At 62.8% G+C, this 17,720-nt stretch carries 16 protein-coding genes; 10 read left to right on the plus strand and 6 right to left on the minus strand.

Annotated elements, in window-relative coordinates:
- Nucleotides 1–8: 8 nt before the first annotated feature.
- The 5 genes from V1293_RS10060 to V1293_RS10080 form a co-directional block, all read right to left on the minus strand.
- Nucleotides 9–839, minus strand: coding sequence for a carbohydrate ABC transporter permease (locus V1293_RS10060; protein WP_334508983.1), 831 nt, complete (start codon nt 837–839; stop codon nt 9–11).
- A 3-nt stretch (nt 840–842) separates the two neighbouring features.
- On the minus strand, nt 843–1,715 hold the full coding sequence (locus V1293_RS10065; protein WP_334508985.1) for a carbohydrate ABC transporter permease: 873 nt from the start codon (nt 1,713–1,715) through the stop codon (nt 843–845).
- Between the two features lie 76 nt (nt 1,716–1,791).
- A complete protein-coding gene (locus tag V1293_RS10070; RefSeq protein ID WP_334508987.1) occupies nt 1,792–3,105 on the minus strand; it encodes an ABC transporter substrate-binding protein in 1,314 nt (437 codons plus the stop codon).
- Between the two features lie 198 nt (nt 3,106–3,303).
- Nucleotides 3,304–4,257 carry a sugar-binding transcriptional regulator gene (locus V1293_RS10075; protein WP_334508988.1) on the minus strand — a complete coding sequence of 318 codons (954 nt, stop codon included), beginning with the start codon at nt 4,255–4,257 and terminating at the stop codon, nt 3,304–3,306.
- On the minus strand, nt 4,257–4,919 hold the full coding sequence (locus V1293_RS10080; RefSeq protein ID WP_334508989.1) for an HAD family hydrolase: 663 nt from the start codon (nt 4,917–4,919) through the stop codon (nt 4,257–4,259). The genes V1293_RS10075 and V1293_RS10080 overlap by 1 nt, the downstream gene beginning before the upstream one ends.
- A gap of 465 nt (nt 4,920–5,384) precedes the next feature.
- Between V1293_RS10080 and V1293_RS10085 the strand changes: the two genes are divergently transcribed.
- The 10 genes from V1293_RS10085 to V1293_RS10130 all read left to right on the plus strand — a co-directional run bounded on the left by V1293_RS10085 (nt 5,385) and on the right by V1293_RS10130 (nt 16,053).
- On the plus strand, nt 5,385–6,497 hold the full coding sequence (locus tag V1293_RS10085; RefSeq protein ID WP_334508992.1) for a BMP family ABC transporter substrate-binding protein: 1,113 nt from the start codon (nt 5,385–5,387) through the stop codon (nt 6,495–6,497).
- On the plus strand, nt 6,494–7,603 hold the full coding sequence (locus tag V1293_RS10090) for an ABC transporter permease (RefSeq protein ID WP_334508994.1): 1,110 nt from the start codon (nt 6,494–6,496) through the stop codon (nt 7,601–7,603). Before V1293_RS10085 ends, V1293_RS10090 begins: the two co-directional genes overlap by 4 nt.
- Nucleotide 7,604: 1 nt before the next feature.
- A complete protein-coding gene (locus V1293_RS10095; RefSeq protein ID WP_334508996.1) occupies nt 7,605–8,531 on the plus strand; it encodes an ABC transporter permease in 927 nt (308 codons plus the stop codon).
- Nucleotides 8,532–8,544: 13 nt separating this feature from the next.
- Complete coding sequence (biuH, locus tag V1293_RS10100; RefSeq protein ID WP_334508998.1) at nt 8,545–9,228, plus strand: biuret amidohydrolase; 684 nt, start codon at nt 8,545–8,547, stop codon at nt 9,226–9,228.
- A complete protein-coding gene (locus tag V1293_RS10105) occupies nt 9,225–10,757 on the plus strand; it encodes an ABC transporter ATP-binding protein (RefSeq protein ID WP_334509000.1) in 1,533 nt (510 codons plus the stop codon). The genes biuH and V1293_RS10105 overlap by 4 nt, the downstream gene beginning before the upstream one ends.
- Nucleotides 10,757–11,254 (plus strand): nucleoside deaminase, encoded by a 498-nt coding sequence (locus tag V1293_RS10110; protein WP_334509002.1) that lies wholly within the window; start codon nt 10,757–10,759, stop codon nt 11,252–11,254. Before V1293_RS10105 ends, V1293_RS10110 begins: the two co-directional genes overlap by 1 nt.
- A 92-nt stretch (nt 11,255–11,346) precedes the next feature.
- Nucleotides 11,347–12,918 carry an ABC transporter ATP-binding protein gene (locus V1293_RS10115; protein ID WP_334509004.1) on the plus strand — a complete coding sequence of 524 codons (1,572 nt, stop codon included), beginning with the start codon at nt 11,347–11,349 and terminating at the stop codon, nt 12,916–12,918.
- The gene (locus V1293_RS10120; protein WP_334509006.1) at nt 12,902–13,993 is read left to right on the plus strand and encodes an ABC transporter permease; all 1,092 of its coding nucleotides are present in this window, start codon (nt 12,902–12,904) and stop codon (nt 13,991–13,993) included. Before V1293_RS10115 ends, V1293_RS10120 begins: the two co-directional genes overlap by 17 nt.
- A complete protein-coding gene (locus tag V1293_RS10125) occupies nt 13,980–14,897 on the plus strand; it encodes an ABC transporter permease (RefSeq protein ID WP_334509009.1) in 918 nt (305 codons plus the stop codon). Before V1293_RS10120 ends, V1293_RS10125 begins: the two co-directional genes overlap by 14 nt.
- A gap of 76 nt (nt 14,898–14,973) precedes the next feature.
- Nucleotides 14,974–16,053 (plus strand): BMP family ABC transporter substrate-binding protein, encoded by a 1,080-nt coding sequence (locus V1293_RS10130; RefSeq protein ID WP_334509012.1) that lies wholly within the window; start codon nt 14,974–14,976, stop codon nt 16,051–16,053.
- A 230-nt stretch (nt 16,054–16,283) separates the two neighbouring features.
- On the opposite strand, the gene V1293_RS10135 is transcribed toward V1293_RS10130, so the two are convergent.
- Entirely contained in the window at nt 16,284–17,633 is a 1,350-nt protein-coding gene (locus V1293_RS10135; protein WP_334509015.1) for an 8-oxoguanine deaminase, read from the minus strand.
- Between the last annotated feature and the right edge of the window lie 87 nt (nt 17,634–17,720).

The following is a 17,720-nucleotide window of genomic DNA, read 5'->3' on the forward strand; positions in this document are numbered from 1 at the left end:
TTCCCCTGCTATTTGACGGCGCCGAAGGTCAGTCCGCGGACAAGCTGCCGTTGCGTGAACCATCCGAGGATGATGATCGGCGCAATGGCGAGCGTCGAGGCGGCCGACAGTTTTGCCCAGAACAGGCCTTCGGGACTCGAATAGGATGCGATGAACGTTGTGAGCGGCGCTGCCTCCAGCGTCGAAAGGTTCAGCGTCCAGAACGCCTCGTTCCACGCCAGGATGAAATTAAGCAGCAGCGTCGAAGCGAGGCCCGGGACAGCCATCGGCGTCAGCACATAGACGAGCTCGCGCCCGATGGTCGCCCCATCCATCCGCGCCGCTTCGAGAATGTCTTTCGGGATTTCCTTGAAGTAAGTGAAGAGCATCCAGATCACGATCGGCAGATTGCCGAGGCAAAGAATCATCACGAGACCGGCGCGCGTATCGAGCAGCCCGAAATCGCGGAAGATCAGATAGATCGGAACCAGCACGCCGACCGACGGCATCATCTTGGTCGAAAGCATCCAGAGCAGGACGTCCTTGGTGCGCCTGGTCGGCGCGAACGCCATCGACCAGGCTGCCGGAATGGCAATGATCATCGCAATCAGCGTCGACCCGCCGGCAATGAGGATCGAATTGACCGCATGATGAACGTAGTCACTGCGCTCCTGCACCGTCGCGTAATTCTCGGTGGTCCAGTGAAACAACAGGAATTTTGGCGGCATCGAGAACGCCTCGAGCTCGGTCTTGAAGCTCGTCAGCACCATCCACAGGATGGGCAGGAAAATCAGAAATCCGAACAACCACGCCGCCGCCGTGGACACCCATATGCGTCTCGCCGTCACCTTGCGTGCCATCGCTTACGCCTCCAGATTCCGCCCGACGATCCGCACCAGGAAGAAGGCCACGACATTGGCGATCACGACCGCGACCAGTCCACCGGCCGAGGCGTTGCCGACGTCGTACTGGACCAGCGCCTGCGAGTAGATCAGGAACGCGATATTGGTGGTCGCCAGGCCGGGGCCGCCGCCGGTCGTGACAAAGATTTCGGCGAACACGGTCAGCAGGAATATCGTTTCGATCAGGATGACCACGGTGATCGGCCGCGCGAGGTGCGGCAAGGTGAGATAGATGAAGGTGGAAAGCGCGCTCGCCCCGTCCATCTCGGCGGCTTCCTTCTGCTCTTCGTCCTGGGACTGCAGCGCCGTCAGCAAGATCAGGGTGGCAAACGGCAGCCATTGCCAGGCCACGATCAGGATTACCGCGAGCAAAGGCGCATCATTGAACCAGTCGATCGGCGTTGCGCCCACGAGCGTCGCGACCCAGGCGAACAGTCCGGACACCGGATGCATCAAGAGGTTCTTCCAGACCAGCGCGCTCACGGTCGGCATCACGAAGAATGGTGCGATCACCATCAAGCGGACGATGCTGCGCCCGATCACCTGCTGATCGAGCAACAGCGCCAGCGGCGTGCCGAGCAGGATGGTGATTGCGAGCACCGATCCGACCAGCACAAGCGTGTTTCGTAGTGCGGTCAGAAAAGCGGGGTCAGTGAGAAAGTATCGAAAGTTCTCCAGCCCGACGAAGCCCCAGGTTTCCGAATCGAGGAGGCTATAGCGCAGCGTCGAGAAATAGATCGTCATGACGAGCGGGACGATCATCCAGATGAACAGCAATGCGACGGCCGGCGTCAGCAGAGCCCTTCCAAGGACCTGGGTTTGCTGCGTCGCCATCGCCGCCTCCTGCTATCTCTTGAAGGTGGCTGCCGTCCGTGCCGGGCCGGTCGGCAGCCAAGATTGGCGCGGCGCGCTATTTGATATAACCGGCGCGCTTCATTTCGCGTTCGGTGGCTGTTTGCGCGGCTGCGAGTGCGGCGTCCACCGTCGAGGAACCGGCCAACGCCGCCGAGAATTGCTGGCCGACGCTGGTGCCAATACCCTGGAATTCCGGAATCGCCGCGTATTGCACGCCGACATACGGCACCGGCTGCACACTCGGCTTGTTCGGATCGGCGGCATCGATCGATGCCAGCGTCAGCTTGGCAAACGGCGCGACCTTCAGATATTCCGGGTTCTGATAGAGCGATGTTCGCGTGCCGGGCGGTACGTTGGCCCATCCCTCCTTCGAGGCAACGAGCTTGGTGTAATCCTTGCTGGTCGCCCAGGCGATGAACTTCTCGGCGGCGGCCGTCTTCTTCGAACCCGCGGGGATCGCGAGATTCCATGCCCACAGCCAGTTGGCGTTCTTGCCGAGCCCCGCATTCGGCGCAAGCGCGAAGCCCACCTTGTCGGCCACCTTGGAATCCTTGGGGTTGGTGACAAAGGAGGCGGCCACCGTGGCATCGATCCACATCGCGCATTTGCCGGAGTTGAACAGCGCGAGGTTTTCATTGAAGCCGTTCGAGCTGGCGCCGGGAGGACCCGCAGCTTTCATCAGATCGACATAGGTCGAGAGCGTCTTCTTCCATTCCGGCTTGTCGAATTGCGGCTGCCACTTCTCATCGAACCAGCGCGCGCCGAACGAGTTCGACATCGCGGTCAGGAACGCCATGTTTTCGCCCCAGCCCGCCTTACCTCTCAGGCAGATGCCATACACGCCTTCGGATTTATCGGTGAGCTTCTTGGCCGCATCGATCACGAAATCCCAGGTCGGTTTTTCCGGCATCGACAAGCCGGCCTTCTGGAACAGGTCGGTGCGGTACATGACCATCGAACTCTCGCCGTAGAACGGTGCGGCGTACAGCTTGCCCGATGCCGAGACGGCGTCGCGGATCTTGGGAAGCAGGTCCGCGGTGTCATAGTCGGGTCCGAGATTGTCGAGCGGAACGAGCCAGTTCTTCTTGGCCCAGATCGGAACCTCATAGGTGCCGATGGTCAGCACATCGAACTGTCCGCCCTTGGTCGCGATGTCGGTGGTGACGCGCTGGCGCAGCACGTTCTCTTCGAGGGTCACCCATTTGACGGTGATATCAGGGTTTTTGGCGGTGAATTCGCCGGTCAGCGCCTGCATCCGGATCATGTCGCCATTGTTCACGGTGGCGATGGTCAGGGTTGTCTGTGCGATGGAAGGGGCTGCGCCCAACAAGGTAGCCGCGCCCAAGAGGGCGCTGAGGACGTGCTTCACGGTAACCTCCCTTATTGACATTGAGCATATGCCCACGCCTTGCAATTATGTTCACACCGAGTCCGGGGGTTGTCAAGGATCGGAATCGCACTTCTGTACGAACTCGCAAGAACTGGCGGACATGGTTCGATGGGCCCGCATGCCCGAATCGGCGGCGGGAGACCCGCGCGCGACGAGGCCGAAAGCCCGGTCAGCTAGCTACGTTTTGAGGATCGCGCCCGCCGTCGCCTCGTCGGTGATCAGCCCGTTGAGGAGCCGCCCCTTCAGCGCCGCCCTGATGGCCGAAACCTTGGCACGACCGACCGCCGCTCCGATGGTCAGGGCCTCGGCAGGTACCTGCGGTGGAATGCTGGTGAGGCGAAGGTTCGTCCCGCCCTTGATGAGGCGCCCCTCCTCGTCGAATGCCCAGCCGATCAGTTCGCCAACGGCGCCCAGCCGCATCATCTCAAGCAGCTCTTCGCGCGAGACGAAACCGTCAACATGGACTTGCGCCTGCCGATCCATCTGCCCGATCCCGACAAGCCGCAGGTCGGCCTTGGCGGCGACCGCTCTCACCCTGGCGATCGGATCTATCTTGAGCATCTGGTCGCGCTCGCGCTCGGACGACATCAGAAACGGCAGCGGCATCGGATAGTGCCGCGCCTTGGTCCGGTCGGCGAGACGGCCGACGGTGTCGAAGAAGCTGGCCGAGCCGTCGGCCGAAATGTTTCCGACCAGCGACACGATCTGATGGTTCGGACAATCGATTGGAGACACGCGCTCGACGGCAGCCCGCACCGCTCTCCCGGTGCCAAGCGCCACGATCGTCGGCTTCTCGGCCCGCAACGTCGATTCCAGGATGTTGGCGGCGCGCTCGGCAATTCCAGCGGCCGACAGCGGCGCGGCGGGGTCGGTCGGCACGACTTCGCAGTAGGCGAGATGAAACAAATCTTTCAGGCGTGCCGCTAATTCCATGCATGCAGCGATCGGGTGCTCGAGGCGGAAGGTAATCAGGCGTTCGGCAAGGCACAGCGAAACCAGGCGCTGCGCGGAGGCGCGCGAAACCTGAAGCATTTTGGCAATCTCGTCCTGGGTGTGACCGGCAATGAAATAGAGCCAGCCTGCCCGCGCGGCTTCGTCCAGACGCGACTTCTCGTTATCGGATGCTGCCATCAGTCTCCTTGCCGATCCGTCCAGAATTCCGCCATTCGTCCGAACACGCGATCGGCCCCCGCTTCGCGCAGAATGGCCTTGCCGTCACGCGATTGATAGTGGCTGCCTCCGACAAATCCCCAAACGGTCATGCCGGCAGCCTTGCCCGCCTTGACGCCGCTGACGCTGTCCTCGATCACGAGGGTACGACCTGGATCTATCTGCATCCTCTCGGCTGCGTAGAGGAAGAGGTCGGGCGCCGGTTTGCCGCGTTTCACCATTTGTGAGGTATAGAGACGCGTGTCGAAATGCGGCGTGAGGCCGGTCAATGAGAGCGAGAAGGACACCCGGTCGACATCGCTGGACGAGGCAACACAATGCGGGATTTGCAAGTCTTGCAGTACAGAGTTCACCCCTTCGATTGGGCTAAGCGACGAGAGAAAAGCAGCTCGAACCCCCGCCCTCAGCTCGGCCGCAAATTGCTCGGGAATCAAACGTCCCAACGCTTCATAATGTTCGAAGACTGCGGTCAGGTTTCGTCCAAGGAACAGATCAAGCGCCTGATCGACGTCAAGGCTGATGCCGTATCCCGCCAACGTGTCGGAGAGACAGCGACAACTCAGCACCTCGCTATCGACCAGTACGCCGTCGCAGTCGAAAATGATGAGCTCGGGCCTGATCATCGCAAGTTTTCCCGATCCAACCAGAGCATATACTCAAGAAATGGGCAATAACTCTCCCCTTATTTCACCAGGGCGCACTTCACCGCCTATCTCGGTTCGCCCACCTTTGATCTGAAGGTCAGCGGGGCGTCCCGCGAAACCGCAAGTCTCAGGGATGCAGAGTCTGGTTGGGTGAGACGTGGATGCCGTGAGCGACGAGCTATCTGGTGTTCGCCTGACCAGCCAATTCGGCTGTGATTGCTCAACGACCTTGCATACAATTCGACAATAATGCCTTCCGTTTAGGCAACCAACTTGCTGCACAAGATTCAATCTATCGACTATATCGAAATGATTTCAAACAGTTACAACGAAATGTTCACTGAGAAATCTCTGGCACGAACATTGCGACATCCCTCCTGAGCTCCGCCGTTTCGGCGCGGCTGCGCAATAGCGGGCGACCCACGCGCCCAGAGGGAGCAGGCAATGGATTTTGGCAGGATTTCTCGACGGCATTTGTTGCAAGGCGGCGCGGCGCTGACGCTTGGTTCGGTGCTTGGTGCGCGTTCGGCGCTGGCAGCCGATACCACGATCGGCTTCATCTATGTCGGGTCGCGCGACGACTACGGCTACAACCAGGCACATGCGCAAGGTGCTGCGGCGCTGAAGAAGCTACCCGGCCTCAAGGTGGTCGAGGAAGAGAAAGTCCCGGAAACCGACGCGGTCGAAAAGACCATGGAGTCGATGATCAATCTCGACGGCGTCTCCCTGCTCTTCCCGACATCGTTCGGATACTACAACCCGCACATGATCAAGATGGCCAAGAAGTTTCCAAAACTGCGCTTCGAGCATTGCGGCGGGTTGTGGAGCGACAAGGATCCCACGAATGCCGGCAGCTATTTTGGCTATATCGACGAGGCACAATACATCTCGGGCATTGTCGCCGGCTATTCGACCAAGAGCGGCAAACTCGGCTTCGTCGCGGCGAAACCGATCCCGCAGGTGCTGCGCAATATCAACGCTTTCACGCTGGGCGCCAGGCTCGCCAACCCGAAGGCGACCACGCAGGTGATCTTCACCGGCGACTGGTCAATGCCGGTCAAGGAAGCCGAAGCCACCAACAGTCTGATCGACCAGGGCGTCGATGTTCTTACCTGCCATGTCGACGGCCCGAAGACGATGGTCGAGAATGCCGCCCGCCGCGGCGCGATGGTTTGCGGCTATCACGTCAACCAGTCGCCGCTCGCGCCGAAAGCCTACCTCACGGGCGCGGAGTGGAACTGGGAGGCGCTGTATCCAAAGTTCGTCAAGATGATCGCCGCCGGCGAAGCAATTCCGAACTTCTATCGCGGCGGCCTCAAGGAAGAGATCGTGAAATGCTCGCCCTATGGCGAGGCGGTCTCGGTTGAAGCACGCAAGCACGCCGACGACATCAAGGCAAAGTTCCTGTCCGCCGAGGGCTACACCATCTTCAAGGGCCCGATCATGGACAACAAGGGCAAGGCGGTCATTACCGCCGGCACTGATCGCGGCCAGAAGGATCCTGAGCTGGAGAAGATGGACTATCTGGTCGAGGGCGTGCTCGGAGCGACTTCGTGACCACTGACACGGCTGATCCGGTGGAAGCGGTCGGAGTTGCTCCGGCCGCCGATGCCGGCTTCCTCCAACGCTACGGTGCGACCATCGAATACATCCTGATACCCGGCGCGGCGCTGGTCGGCGCGCTCGCCGTATTCGGCATCTTCGTGGCCTTGTTCGGCAAGAACCCGCTCGATCTGTATTTCTACATGTACCAGGGCGCGTTTGGAACCTGGTTCTCCTGGCAGAATACGCTGACGCGCGCCGCGCCCCTGATCCTGACGGCGCTATGCACCGCGCTGCCCGCGCAGCTCGGCATGGTCATCATCGGCGGTGAAGGCGCGCTGCTGATCGGCGCACTGTCGGCCACTTCGGTGGCACTGGCCATGCCATGGGCGCCGCCGCTAGTCGTGCAGATCGCGATGGTTTGCGCCGGTGTAGTCGGCGGCGGTCTCTGGATCACGCTTGCGGGGGCGCTTCGGCAGTATCGTGGCGTCAACGAAACGATTTCCAGTTTGCTTCTGGTTTACATTGGCCTTGCGATCCTCAATCATCTGGTCGAGGGCGCGATGCGGGACTCCGCCAGCCTCAACAAGCCTTCGACGCGGGAAATCGGCGCCGCCAACATGATCGGCACGATCCCTGGCACCGACATCCATTGGGGCCTGGTCTTCGGCCTTTTCGCGGCGGTCGCATCCTACATCCTGATCTATCACACCGTGTTCGGCTTCGCCGCACGGGTGGCCGGCGGCAACATCCGCGCCGCAAAGATCGTCGGGCTCGGCGTCGGCAAACTGATCCTGTCGGTGTGTTTCCTCGCCGGCGGCGCGGCCGGGCTCGCGGGCATGGTCGAAGTCGCCGCCGTCCAGGGCCGCACCAACGCCAATCTCGCCGCCGGCTACGGCTTTACCGGCATCCTCGTAGCCTTCCTCGCGCGACACAATCCGCTCGCGATCATCCCCGTCGCGATCCTGCTTGGCGGCATCAGCGCCAGCGGCGGCCTGCTGCAGCGCCGGCTCGGTCTGCCTGACGCGTCGGTGCTGGTCCTGCAGGGCATCATCTTCGTCTTTGTGCTCGCCAGCGACGCGCTGTACGGCCGCATCGGCTTTCTGAAAGGAAAGTCCTGACATGGCGGATGGATCGATCGGGCTCTGGACGGTGCCGCTCGCCGTGTTCGGCGGTGCGATCCGCGTCTCCACGCCGTTTCTGTTCGTCAGCCTCGGCGAATGCATCACCGAACGCTCCGGTCGCATCAATCTCGGCCTCGAGGGCACGCTGATCATGGGCGCGATGAGCGCCTACGGCATCTCCTATCTCTCGGGCTCGCCCTGGCTTGGCGTGCTGGCGGCCGGCATCACGGGCGCCCTGCTCGGCGCGCTCCATGCCGGCATTTGCTCGCTGCCGCGGGTGAACGACATTGCCGTCGGTATCGCACTGATGCTTTTCGGCACCGGGCTGGCGTTCTATCTCGGCAAAACGTTGATCGAACCGACCGCCGCGCGCCTGCCGGCGATTGATTTCGGCTGGTGGAGCGACATTCCCCAGGTGCGAGCGGCGCTCCGGATCAATGTGCTGTTCCTGATCGGGGTGGCGATCGCGCCGATTTTGTTTTGGGCGTTCCGAACCACACGCTGGGGCCTGTTGATCCGCACCGCCGGGGAAAGCTCTGATGCCGCGCGCGCCATGGGTTATTCCGTGCTGTGGATTCGGCTGCGCGCCACCATGGTCGGCGGCTTTCTCGCCGGCATCGGCGGTTCGTTCCTGTCGCTGTTTTATCCTGGAAGCTGGAACGAGGGCCTCTCCTCAGGACAAGGCATCACCGCGGTAGCGCTGGTGATCTTCGCGCGATGGGATCCGATGCTGTGCCTGTGGGCGTCGCTCGCGTTCGGCGGTGCGGCCGCCCTTGGGCCCGCGCTGCAATCGGTCGGCGTCACCTCCGGCTATCACCTGTTCAACGCCGCGCCGTACATCCTGACGCTGGCGATCATGATCATCACCTGTTCGCCGAAGCGCACGTTGACCGGCGCGCCGGCCGAACTGTCCATCACCCGATAGGCGGGAGCGAACCATGCCCGAGCGCTATATCAAATCCGAACCCTACGCGTGGCCCTATAATGGCGATCTGCGCCCGCAAAACACTGCGCTCATCATCATCGACATGCAGACCGATTTCTGCGGCGTCGGCGGCTATGTCGACAAGATGGGATACGACCTGTCGCTGACCCGCGCGCCGATAGAACCGATCAAGCGGCTGCTCGCCGTCATGCGCGGGCAAGGTTTTCACATCATCCACACCCGCGAAGGACATCGGCCTGATCTCACCGACCTGCCCGCCAACAAGCAGTGGCGCTCGCGGCAGATCGGCGCCGGGATCGGCGATCCCGGCCCATGCGGCCGCGTGCTGGTGCGCGGCGAACCCGGCTGGGAGATCATTCCCGATCTTGCGCCGCTGCCAAGCGAACCCATCATCGACAAGCCCGGCAAGGGATCGTTCTGCGCCACCGACCTCGAGCTGATGCTGCGGCTGCGCGGCATCGAGAATATCGTACTGACAGGCATCACCACCGACGTCTGCGTCCATACCACGATGCGGGAAGCCAACGATCGCGGCTTCGAATGCGTCCTGATCGAGGATTGCTGTGCCGCGACCGACAAGAGCAACCACGACCACGCGCTGAAAATGATCAAGATGCAGGGCGGCGTGTTCGGCGCGGTCGCGACGTCAGCGGCGCTGATCGGAGCGCTGTCGTGATTATCGGCGAGACGCCGTTACCCAGCGGGGCGCTCGGCGTCGACGCCATCGCCATGACCATGCGGTTCGGCGACTTCACCGCGCTCGATAACGTCGAACTCAAGGTTAGGCCGGGCTCGTTCCATGCATTGCTCGGCGAGAACGGCGCCGGCAAGAGCACACTGGTGAAATGCATCATGGGCTACTACCACCCGAGCGAGGGCGACATTCTGGTGGGCGGCCGCGAACAGGCGATTGCCAACCCCAAGGACGCGCACGCGCTCGGGCTCGGCATGGTCTACCAGCACTTCACGCTGGTGCCGGCAATGACGGTCGCCGAAAACCTGGTGCTGGCGCGCGACGACGTGCCTGCGATCGTCGACTGGTCAAAGGAAAAGAAGGCGCTGGAAGCGTTTTTGGCGCGGATGCCGTTCAAGGTGCCGCTCAACGCAAAGGTGTCCGACATTTCGGCCGGCGAGCGCCAAAAGTGCGAGATCCTCAAGCAGCTTTATTTGAAGCGGCGCTTTCTCATCCTCGACGAGCCGACATCGGTGCTGACGCCGGGCGAAGCCGACGAGGTGCTGGGCATGCTGCGCGCCATGGTCGTGGCGAGCGATCTCACCATCCTGATGATCACGCACAAATTCCGTGAAGTGATGGCCTTTGCCGACGACGTAACCATCCTGCGCCGGGGCAAACTTGCCGGGCACGGCAAGGTCGCGGATCTCACGCCTGACGATATGGCCCGCACCATGATCGGCGCCGAGCAACTGACGGTGCAGCCGCCACGGGTCGGCGAAGTCGGGGAAACCCGGCTTGAACTCAGCAAGCTCACCGCGCTCGACGATGCCGGGGCGATCGCCGTCCACGACGTATCGCTCACCGTGCGCGGCGGCGAGATCGTCGGCATTGCGGGCGTCTCCGGCAACGGCCAGCGGCAGCTTGTCGAAGTGCTGGCCGGCCAGCGCGAGGCCGAAAGCGGCGAGGTCCGCGTCCGCGGCGATCTCTATCACGCAAGCCGCGAAGAGATGCGCCGGCACAAGATGTCGCTGCTCCCCGAGGAGCCCTTGAAGAACGCCTGCGTCGGCGGCATGAGCGTCGCCGACAACATCGCGTTCCGTGAATTCGACCGTGCGCCGTTTGCCAAAAGCGGCTGGTGGCTCAACCGGTCAGCCTTCCGCAAGGATGCCGAGCGCAAGATCGGGCTATACAAGATCAAGACCCGCACGCCGGACACGCCAATCTCGGCACTTTCGGGCGGCAATGTGCAGCGCGCGGTGTTGGCGCGGGAACTCGGCGGCGAGGTCGAGGTGCTGATCGCCGCCAATCCCTGCTTCGGGCTCGATTTCGCCGCCGTCGCCCAGATCCACGCCGAGATCATGGCGACCCGCAACCGTGGCGCGGCGGTGCTTTTGGTCAGCGAGGATCTCGACGAACTGCTCGAATTGTCGGATCGTCTGATCGTGATGTTTCATGGTAAGTTCGTTCACGAGGCCCGCGCCAGCGAGGCCAACCTCACCGAAATCGGGCGACACATGGCGGGGCATTGATGGCCAACGTTCCAGTCGACCAGCCGGCACGCGACACGCATTTCCTGCGCCACTCGTTCGATGTCGCCCGCCGCGCCATGGCCCACGGCAACCATCCCTTTGGGGCTGTTCTTGTCGACCGGGATGGCAATTTGCTGCTGGAGGCCGAGAACAGCTATATGCAGGCCCATGACGGTACTGCGCATGCCGAGCGGCTGCTGGCGACGCAGGCTTGCACCACGCTCGATCCGGGCACTCTGCGCAGCGCTACGCTGTATTCATCCGCCGAGCCCTGCGCGATGTGCGCCGGCGCGATCTATTGGGCCGGCATCGGCCGCGTGGTCTACGGGCTGAGCGAACATCGGCTGCGGGATCTCACCGGCAACCATCCGGAAAATCCGACGCTTGATCTGCCGTGCCGGGAAGTTTTTGGCCGCGGCCAGCGATCGACCGAGGTGGTCGGACCGCTGCTCGAGGACGAGGCAGCGGCGGTGCATGCCGGGGTTTGGGATAAGTAGCTCTGAGCAAGGGCCGGCGCTTTCCCCTACTTTCGGACGCGCCTAAACTAGCTCAGTATTGAGGTATCCGTTCCTCTTGACCGTGACAACGAATGCTGAATTCGACGCCTGCCGAGCTGAACACCGGTGCCACGCCGCTGCTCCGGACGGTTGGCCTGACCAAGCGCTATGGCAGCTTCCTCGCCAATGAGGCGATCGATATCGATATCTGGCCGCAGCAGATACACGCGTTGCTCGGCGAAAACGGCGCGGGCAAATCGACGCTCGTCAAAACCATCTACGGATTGATCCAGCCGAGCGAAGGCGAAATGCGCTGGCAGGGCGAGAAGATGGTTCTCTCCGGACCATCGGAAGCCCGCAGCCGCGGCATCGGCATGGTGTTCCAGCACTTCTCGCTGTTCGACAATCTTACGGTGGCGGAAAACGTCGCGCTCGGGCTCGACGGCAAGGAATCCTTCAAGGACATGTCGGCGCGCCTTGAGCAAGTATCCCATGTTTACGGGCTTCCGCTCGATCCCAAACGCGAGGTCTGGCAATTGTCCGTGGGTGAACGCCAGCGCATCGAGATCGTGCGTGCGCTGATGCAGAATCCGAAATTCCTGATCCTCGACGAGCCGACCGCGGTGCTGACGCCGCAGGAAGCCGACCAGCTCTTCGTCGTGCTCAATCGCCTGAAAGCTGAGGGCCGTGCCATCCTCTACATCAGCCACAAGCTGGAAGAAGTGAAGCGCCTTTGCGACACCGCCACCATCCTGCGCGGCGGCAAAAAGGTTTCGACCTGCAATCCCAGGGCAGAAACAGCGGCTTCGCTCGCGCGGATGATGGTCGGCGGCGAGATCAAGGAAGTGAAGGCGCCCGCCAACCGGAAAACCACCGTGCCGCGACTTGTCGTCAACGACCTCAGCCTCGAGCCGGACGATCCGCACGGTGTGCGGCTTCGGAACATCTCCTTCGAGCTCAAAGGCGGCGAAATCCTGGGCATCGCCGGTGTCGCCGGCAACGGTCAGGACGAGCTTTTTGCCGCCTTGTCGGGAGAACGGCTGGCACGAGACCCCGGCACAATTGTCATAGACGGGCATGCCGCGGGGCACCTTTCGATCACGCAGCGGCGCAAGCTTGGGGCGGCCTTCGTTCCCGAGGAGCGGCTCGGCCACGGCACCGCGCCGCGCATGAAACTTTCGGAAAACGCGCTGCTGACCGGCCACGCCGCGAGCGGCATGGTCCGGCACGGCTTCGTCAATACCGCCGCGACCCTGAAGACTGTCGACCGCGCCACCGAAACCTTCGACGTGCGCAAGGCCAAGCGCGATCCGGAAGCCGCCAGCCTCTCCGGCGGCAATCTGCAGAAATTCATCGTCGGCCGCGAAATCCTGCGCAACCCGGTGGTCCTCGTCGTGAGCCAACCGACCTGGGGCGTCGACGCGGGCGCCGCCGCCGTGATCCGGCAGGCCCTGCTGGATCTCGCCACCGGCGGCGCCGCGGTGCTGGTGACGAGCCAGGACCTCGATGAACTCGCTGAAATCACCGACCGCATCGCCGTGATGTTCCACGGCCATCTGTCGGAGCCGATGCCAACCGCCGATGCGAGCCGCGAGAAACTGGGCCTGCTGATGGGCGGTAGCACGCTGGAGCAGAAGGAAGCGGCGCATGCAGTTGGTGCTTGAAAAGCGCGCCGAGCGATCGAACACGATCGCGCTGATTTCGCCGCTGATCGCGATCGGCCTGACGCTCGTGACCATGAGCATCCTGTTTGCGATCCTCGGCAAGAACCCGATCACCGCGCTCGGTGTCTATTTCATCGATCCCCTGACCGACAGCTATTCGCTGCAGGAAATCGCGGTGAAGGCGACGCCGCTGGTGATGATCGCGATCGGCCTGTCGCTCTGCTACCTCGCCAACGCCTGGAACATCGGCGCCGAAGGACAATTCCTGATCGGCGCCGTTGCCGGAAGCTGGCTTGCGGTGAAGACGCAGGGCACCGACGCCGGCCCGTGGGTATTGCCGGCGATGATGCTGCTGGCTGCAATCGGCGGCGCGCTGTACGCCCTGATACCGGCGATCTGCAAGGTCAGGTTCGGCGCCAGCGAAATCCTCACCAGCCTGATGCTGGTCTATGTCGCCGATCTCTTGCTCGATTACCTCGTGCGCGGTCCGTGGCGCGACCCGAAAGGCTTCAACTTCCCGACCACGGCCGAGTTCGATCCGGTCGCTACCGTGCCGGTGCTGATCGAGGGCGGCCGGCTGCATCTTGGCGGCGTCATTGCGCTCGTGGTGGTCGCCGCAGGCGCGGTGCTGCTCGGCAAAACCATCAAGGGGTTTGAAATCCGCGTCGTCGGCGCCGCCCCGCGCGCTGCGCGCTTCGGTGGTTTCAACTCCAACCAATTGATCCTGCTGACCTTCGCGATTTCGGGCGCGCTGGCAGGCCTTGCCGGGATCATCGAGGTCGCAGGCCCCGTCGGACATCTGCAGCCCGGGATCTCGCCCGGCTACGGTTTCACCGCGATCATCGTCGCGTTCCTGGGGCGGCTGAACCCGGTTGGAATATTAATTGCAGGCCTTTTCCTGGCACTCACCTTCATCGGCGGCGAGCAGGCGCAGATCGCAATGAAAATCCCGTTGGACGTTACCAAGGTCTTCCAGGGCATTCTGCTGTTCTACGTGCTCGCCTGCGATTCCCTCATCCTCTACCGGTTCAAGCTCATTTTCGCGTCGCCAAAGGTGTCCAGTGGGGCTCATTGAGGCCATCATCCTTGCGGTGCTGGCGGCCTCCACGCCGCTGCTGCTGGCTGCGACCGGCGAACTCGTGACCGAACGCTCCGGCGTGCTCAACCTCGGCGTCGAGGGCATGATGATCGTCGGCGCGGCCTGCGGCTTCGGCGGCGCCTGGCTCTCCGGCTCGGTCACCATCGGCACGCTGTGCGGCATCGCCGCCGGCGTGCTGATGTCGCTGGTCTTCGCGCTGATGACGCTGGGACTTGCGGTCAACCAGGTCGCCACCGGCCTCGCCCTGACCATTCTCGGAATCGGCCTTTCCGGCCTGATCGGCTCCCGCTTCGTCGGCGAAAAGATTTCGCTGGCGCCGCATCTTTATATTCCCGGCCTCACCGATATCCCGCTGATCGGGCGCATTTTGTTCGGTGAGGACGCCTTCGTATACCTCTCGCTGGCACTGGTCGCCGGCGTCTGGTTCTTCCTTTACAGGACGCGGGCCGGCCTGATCCTGCGGGCCGCAGGCGACAATCACGCTTCCGCGCACGCGCTCGGTTATCCCGTGCTCAGGATCCGGATGTTCGCGGTGATGTTCGGCGGCGCCTGCGCAGGCCTCGCCGGCGCCTATCTGCCGCTCGCCTACACGCCGTTCTTCATTCCAGGCATGACGGCCGGGCGCGGATGGATCGCGCTGGCACTGGTCGTGTTCGCGTCATGGCTGCCGGGACGCCTCGTGATCGGCGCCTATCTGTTCGGCGCGGTAACGATCCTGCAGCTGCATGCGCAGGGCTGGGGCGTCGGCGTGCCATCGCAATTGATGTCGGCGTTGCCCTATCTCGCGACCGTCATTGTCCTAGTCCTGATTTCACGTGCACGAACTGGCGGCTCGACCGCGCCTGCGGCGCTCGGGACCGTGTTCGTGCCCGACCGGTAAACATGCCCGAAGCGCGCGCGACGGGGCGCCGCGCAGCGGGAGAGACCGTCCACCCGTCAGTAAAACGGAGAATTCCATGAAAAAGATTCTCATCGCGGCGACTGCAGCGATGCTCGTTACCGGAGCAGGCCTGTTCGGCGCTGCCGCCGCCGACAAACTCAAGGTCGGGTTCATCTATCTCGGACCGGTCGGCGATCTCGGCTGGACCTATCAGCACGACCTTGGACGCCTCGCCATGCTCAAAGAATTCGGCGACAAGGTCGAAACCACGTTTCTGGAGAACGTCAGTGAAGGCCCGGACTCCGAACGCTCGATCGAGCAACTGGCGCGCGCCGGCAACAAGCTGATCTTCACCACGTCGTTCGGCTACATGGAGCCGACGCTGAAGGTCGCCAAGAAATATCCGAACGTGCACTTCGAGCACGCCACCGGCTACAAGCGCGACAAGAACTTGTCGACCTATTCGGGGCGGTTCTATGAGGGCCGCTACATCCAGGGCGTCATCGCCGCCAAGATGTCGAAATCAGGCGTGCTCGGCTATATCGCCTCGTTCCCGATTCCCGAAGTGATCTCCGGCATCAACGCCACCATGCTCGGCGCGCAGACGATCAATCCCAACATCAAGGTCAAGATCATCTGGGCCAACACCTGGTTCGATCCCGGCAAGGAAGCCGACGCCGCCAAGGCGCTAATCGACCAGGGCGCCGACATCATCATGCAGCACACCGATAGCCCTGCCGCGATGCAGGTCGCCGCCGAGCGCGGCAAGCTGGCGTTCGGCCAGGATTCCGAAATGATCAAGTTCGGCCCGAAGGCGCAGCTCACCTCGACCATGAACAATTGGGGCCCCTACTACATCCAGCGCGTCAAGGCGGAGCTCGACGGCACCTGGAAGTCGGAAGATTTCTGGGGCGGCCTGAAGAGCAAGCTCGTCGTCATGGCGCCCTACACCAACATGCCCGACGACGTGAAGAAGCTGGCGATGGACACCGAAGCCGCCATCACCGAAGGCAAGCTGCAGCCGTTCAAATGTCCGATCGTCGGCCAGGACGGCAAGGAAGTCGAATGCAAGGGCGGTACCCATCTCGACGATGGCCAGGTGCTCGGCATGAACTTCTACGTGAAGGGTATCGACGAGAAGATTCCCGGGAAGTGAGGACTGCACGTCGCTGTTACCTCTCTCCGCCCTTTTGCGGGGAGAGGTCGGATCGCTTCGACGGACAGCAAAACTGCGAAAACAACCCCATGCAAAGTAGCAATGGGGCCTCGCACCATCCGAAAACGCAAGATCTAGTTAGAAATCGACCATCGCAAATCTCTGCTCGTCATTCCCGGATGCGCCTCTTGGGGCAGGCCTCAGATGTGCAACAGCACATCGGGGAATCCTTACCCCTGATGCATCGCGCGCGCGGCGGCGCTGTGGCGGCGGATCAGGTCTGACAGGTCGAGACCTGGGATCGCGCCGTCCGTCACAACCCATTTGCCGCCGACCATTACCCGGTCGGCCCGATGCGCGCCGCATAGCACCAGTGCCGCCAGCGGATCGCCGTGGCCGGAGAAGCGTAGCTCGTCGAGCTTGAACAGCGCGAGGTCGGCGGCCTTGCCGACTGCGATCTCGCCGAGCTCGGGGCGGCCGATGCAAGCCGCCGATCCCTTGGTGGCCCAGCGTAGCGCGTCCTTGTGGCTGACGCGGGAAACGCCGTAGCGCGCCCGCTGCAGCAGGAACGCCGCGCGGACTTCCTGCATCAGGTTGGATTCATCGTTGGACGCCGAGCCGTCGACGCCAAGCCCGATCGAAACCCCCGCCTCCTCCATCTCGCAGACCGGACAGCAGCCCGACGCCAAAACCTGGTTGCTGCAGGCGCAATGGCTGATGGCGATCCTGGCCTTGCCGAGCCGCTTCATTTCGTCCGGGTTGAAGAAGATGCCGTGGGCCAGCCAGGTCCGGGCATTGAGCCAGCCGCACTGTTCGAGATAGTCCAGCGGGCGGCAGCCATGCATCTGCTCGCAGAACTTGTTCTCGTCCTCGGTCTCGGCCAGATGTGTATGCAGGGGGACGTCGAGCTTGTCAGCAAGTGCGGCGGTCGCGCGCATCAGCGAGGTCGTCACTGAAAACGGCGAGCATGGCGCCAGCGCGATCTGCACCATCGCGTCCTCACCGCGCTGATGGTGCTTCGCCACCACGCGTTCGCTGTCCGCCAAAATCGTATCCGCGTCCTGCACCACGCTGTCGGGCGGCAGCCCGCCATCCTTCTGCGAGCGGTTCATCGAGCCGCGCGTCAACAGCACGCGGATGCCGAGCCGCTGCGCGGCGGCGACCTCGATGTCGAGGGCGTCCTCGAGCCCGGCCGGAAACACATAATGGTGATCGGTCGTGGTGGTGCAGCCCGACAGCAGCAGTTCCGACATCGCTACGGTGACACCCAGGTGGAGCGATTCCGGCGTCAGCCGCGCCCAGACCGGATAGAGTGCCTGTAACCACGGAAACAATTCGCGATCGAGCGCCGCCGGCAGCGCCCGGGTCAGCGTCTGGTAGAAATGATGATGGGTGTTGATCAAGCCGGGCAGCACAACGTGGGCGCTGGCGTCATATACGGTGGCGTTGGCGGTCGCTGGTTCCCGACCGCGCGGCACGACCTCGACGATCTTGCCGCCACGGACCACGAGACCGCGCCCGGCGTCGTCAGCGAGAATAGAAAGGGGATCCCTGATCCAGATCGCCTGCGTTTGGTCCATAATCCCACCTGATTTGCGAAGGCGTGGTCGCGAACGCCATCCTCTTGCAAGGACTGTCTTGCAAGGACCCTTCCCAACCGAATGGCA

The organism is Bradyrhizobium sp. AZCC 1693 (genome assembly GCF_036924745.1).
Classification (GTDB): domain Bacteria; phylum Pseudomonadota; class Alphaproteobacteria; order Rhizobiales; family Xanthobacteraceae; genus Bradyrhizobium.

Coding starts and splice junctions, on each gene's coding strand:
- V1293_RS10060 (WP_334508983.1), bottom strand. CDS start 839: ATGGCACGCAAGGTGACGGCGAGACGCATATGGGTGTCCACGGCGGCG.
- V1293_RS10065 (WP_334508985.1), bottom strand. CDS start 1,715: ATGGCGACGCAGCAAACCCAGGTCCTTGGAAGGGCTCTGCTGACGCCG.
- V1293_RS10075 (WP_334508988.1), bottom strand. CDS start 4,257: ATGGCAGCATCCGATAACGAGAAGTCGCGTCTGGACGAAGCCGCGCGG.
- V1293_RS10080 (WP_334508989.1), bottom strand. CDS start 4,919: ATGATCAGGCCCGAGCTCATCATTTTCGACTGCGACGGCGTACTGGTC.
- V1293_RS10085 (WP_334508992.1), top strand. CDS start 5,385: ATGGATTTTGGCAGGATTTCTCGACGGCATTTGTTGCAAGGCGGCGCG.
- V1293_RS10095 (WP_334508996.1), top strand. CDS start 7,605: ATGGCGGATGGATCGATCGGGCTCTGGACGGTGCCGCTCGCCGTGTTC.
- biuH (WP_334508998.1), top strand. CDS start 8,545: ATGCCCGAGCGCTATATCAAATCCGAACCCTACGCGTGGCCCTATAAT.
- V1293_RS10110 (WP_334509002.1), top strand. CDS start 10,757: ATGGCCAACGTTCCAGTCGACCAGCCGGCACGCGACACGCATTTCCTG.
- V1293_RS10115 (WP_334509004.1), top strand. CDS start 11,347: ATGCTGAATTCGACGCCTGCCGAGCTGAACACCGGTGCCACGCCGCTG.
- V1293_RS10120 (WP_334509006.1), top strand. CDS start 12,902: ATGCAGTTGGTGCTTGAAAAGCGCGCCGAGCGATCGAACACGATCGCG.
- V1293_RS10130 (WP_334509012.1), top strand. CDS start 14,974: ATGAAAAAGATTCTCATCGCGGCGACTGCAGCGATGCTCGTTACCGGA.
- V1293_RS10135 (WP_334509015.1), bottom strand. CDS start 17,633: ATGGACCAAACGCAGGCGATCTGGATCAGGGATCCCCTTTCTATTCTC.